Genomic DNA, 2,603 nt, shown 5'->3' with positions numbered 1-2,603 from the left:
CCCGCTGGGCCCACCCTTCGCCCCCTTCCTTCGGGAAGGGGGCGTTTTGCGTTGCGGCCGTGGTCGGAGGGGGCGCTCGAATCGCTGGCGAAGATCCGCGCCGCTCGGATCAGCGCAGCATCAGGTACGGCGCGAGCGCGAGGAGCGCGATCACGAGGGCGTATGTAAGACCTCGCGTGGGAACAGAATGTGCGATCCGCCAGCCGATCACGACGCCGATGACCTCGGGAATTCCCACGAGCAGCGCGAGCGGCCAATCGATCGCGCCGAGTGTCGCGTATCCGATGGATCCCACCGACGCGACCACGACGCTCTGCGCCTGGGCAGCGGCCAGCGCGGGAAGCAGGGGCACGCCGATCGCGAGCAGCACCGGAACCGCGAGCATCGGGCCGCCGACGCCGAAGACGCCGCTGACAGCGGAGACTCCGAAGCCGATCGCCGCGAGCGTCAACAGCGAATGCCGCGGATGTGGTCGAGCCTGGTCACCTGCACCCGCCGACCGCTGATCGCGCCGATCTCGGTACAGCACGAGCACGGCAACGACAGCGATGAACACTCCGAGCAGCGGCCCGAAGGAATCGCCGGGAAGCGCCATGTTGATGAAGACGCCCGCGGGCGTGCCCAACAGGGCGGTCACGGCCAGAATGATCGATGTGCGCAGCGTGACCGATTCGCGCAGCTGCCCGGACCGCAGAAACACCGCCGTGCCCATGAGCCCGGTCGCAATATGCGTAACGATCGAGGTGCCCGCGACCGAGCTGGACGACAGGTCCGTCAGAGCGAAGAGCCCGATGGTGACGAGCACGCCGCCGGGGCCGAGTGCGGCGATCCCGATTCCGCCGACGAGACCGATAATCGCAAGAAAAGCCCACGTGAGATCGCCCATCCGCGACCCCCGATTCAGCTACTGACCAAAGCCCCTAGTTTATCAAGTCGCCTGCATGGGCGAGAGGCTATGCCGAGCCGGTGTACCCGTTCTGCCGCCAGGCCTCGTACGTCGCGATCGCGGCCGAGTTCGAGAGGTTGAGCGACCGCACGCCGGGGCGCATCGGGATCCGCAGGCGGTCCGTCACCCGCGGATCCGCCATGACCTCTTCGGGGAGCCCGGTCGGCTCAGGGCCGAACAGCAGTGCATCGCCGGGCTCGTACGACACGTCGGCGAACGAGCGCGTCGCGTGGCCGGTGAACGCGTAGATCCGCCCGGATCCGTGTTCGGCGAGATACGCGCACACGGCGTCGAAGTCGGGGTGCACGATCACGTGTGCGAGGTCGTGATAGTCGAGCCCTGCCCGGCGCAGGTGCGTGTCGGACAGGTCGAACCCGAGAGGCTCGACGAGGTGCAGCGTGTTGCCGGTGATCGCCGACATGCGGATCGCGTTTCCCGTGTTCGGCGGGATGCGGGGCTCGAAGAAGACGATGTGGAACACGTCATCGAGCGTAGTCGGAACGGGGACCGCTTCCGCTGGATGTACTCTGTTGACAGTTGACGATAGGTGGGAGCGAAGATGCGAGACACCGTGAGGCGCGGAGCCGCGCTGGGCGAGCAGGTGGCCGACATCATCCGGAGGCGGATCGTGCACGGCGAGCTCGTCACGGGAGACCGGCTGACCGAGGAGGGCGTCGCCGAGGAGTTCGGTGTGAGTCGGGGGCCCGTGCGCGATGCGGTCTCGCAGCTCGTGTATGAGGGCCTCGTCGAGCTGCGCCGCCCCCGGGGGATATACATCAAGGGGCTGACGGTGGAGGATATCGAGCAGCTCTACAGCCTGCGCACCGCGCTCGAGCAGCTCGCCGTGAAGCGCGCGATGGCTGCTGATGATGAGCACTGGAAGCCGGCGGAGGACCTGGTCGATCAGATGGCGAAGGCCGCCGACTCCGGCGACCACGGGGCGTTCTACCGCGCCGATGTCGCCTTCCATTCGATGTTCTACGAGCTTGCGAACCATCCGCGCCTGCTCGCCACGTGGCGACAGTACGAACCGACGTTCACGGCGCTGCTCGACGTCACGATCAATCATGACGAGGACCTGCACGAGTCGGCTCAGTCGCACCGCGCGCTGTACGACACCATCCGGTCGGGCGACGCGGAAGCGGTCGCACGCGCGCTCGAAGACCACCTTCGACGCGCCGAGGAGCGGATGCACCTGGAGCTCGAGGCGCGCTGACACGCCGCGCTCCGTGCAGGAAACGCGCATCCTCGTTGACTGTTAACAGTAAACGTGCCATGATCGTCGGACCCCAGAGCGAGACCCTGCACATTGAAGGAGCAAAGATGCCCCGTTACTTCCGATTCGTGGCCAGCATCGCGGCCATCGGCCTTGGCGCCACCGCGCTCGCGGCCTGCACCCCGGTCGAATCCGGCGACGGATCCGACTTCCCGGCGGACGATATTCGCCTGGTCATCCAGGCCGACGCCGGCGGCGGATCCGACCTGTCGTCGCGCGCACTCGCCGCCGAGCTCGAGAAGAGCCTCGACGTCAGCGTCATCCCCGAGAACATGCCCGGTGCGTCGGGCGCCAAAGCGATGGAGTACATCGCCGCTCAGGACCCGGACGGCTACACGATCGGTTTCGCGCCCGTCGAGATCGCCATGCTGAACACGACGC

At 67.1% G+C, this 2,603-nt stretch carries 4 protein-coding genes; 2 read left to right on the top strand and 2 right to left on the bottom strand.

The window, feature by feature from the left end; genetic code table 11:
* Positions 1-109: 109 nt before the first annotated feature.
* Together ACTIAO_RS17645 and ACTIAO_RS17640 are read right to left on the bottom strand one after the other, a co-directional pair.
* Positions 110-886: a sulfite exporter TauE/SafE family protein gene (locus tag ACTIAO_RS17645; protein ID WP_441907351.1), complete on the bottom strand. Its 777-nt coding sequence runs from the start codon at positions 884-886 to the stop codon at positions 110-112.
* A 67-nt stretch (positions 887-953) separates the two neighbouring features.
* On the bottom strand, positions 954-1,427 hold the full coding sequence (locus ACTIAO_RS17640) for a tRNA (cytidine(34)-2'-O)-methyltransferase (RefSeq protein WP_441907350.1): 474 nt from the start codon (positions 1,425-1,427) through the stop codon (positions 954-956).
* Between the two features lie 78 nt (positions 1,428-1,505).
* Between ACTIAO_RS17640 and ACTIAO_RS17635 the strand changes: the two genes are divergently transcribed.
* Together ACTIAO_RS17635 and ACTIAO_RS17630 are read left to right on the top strand one after the other, a co-directional pair.
* The gene (locus ACTIAO_RS17635) at positions 1,506-2,162 is read left to right on the top strand and encodes a GntR family transcriptional regulator (RefSeq protein WP_441839664.1); all 657 of its coding nucleotides are present in this window, start codon (positions 1,506-1,508) and stop codon (positions 2,160-2,162) included.
* A 107-nt stretch (positions 2,163-2,269) separates the two neighbouring features.
* A partial coding sequence (locus tag ACTIAO_RS17630; RefSeq protein ID WP_441907349.1) for a tripartite tricarboxylate transporter substrate-binding protein occupies positions 2,270-2,603 on the top strand: 334 nt, incomplete at its 3' end.

It is taken from the genome of Microbacterium sp. (assembly GCF_052099035.1).
GTDB lineage: Bacteria > Actinomycetota > Actinomycetes > Actinomycetales > Microbacteriaceae > Microbacterium.
The sequence above is the reverse complement of the archived record's forward strand: the minus strand, read 5'-3'. Positions and strand labels throughout refer to the sequence as shown.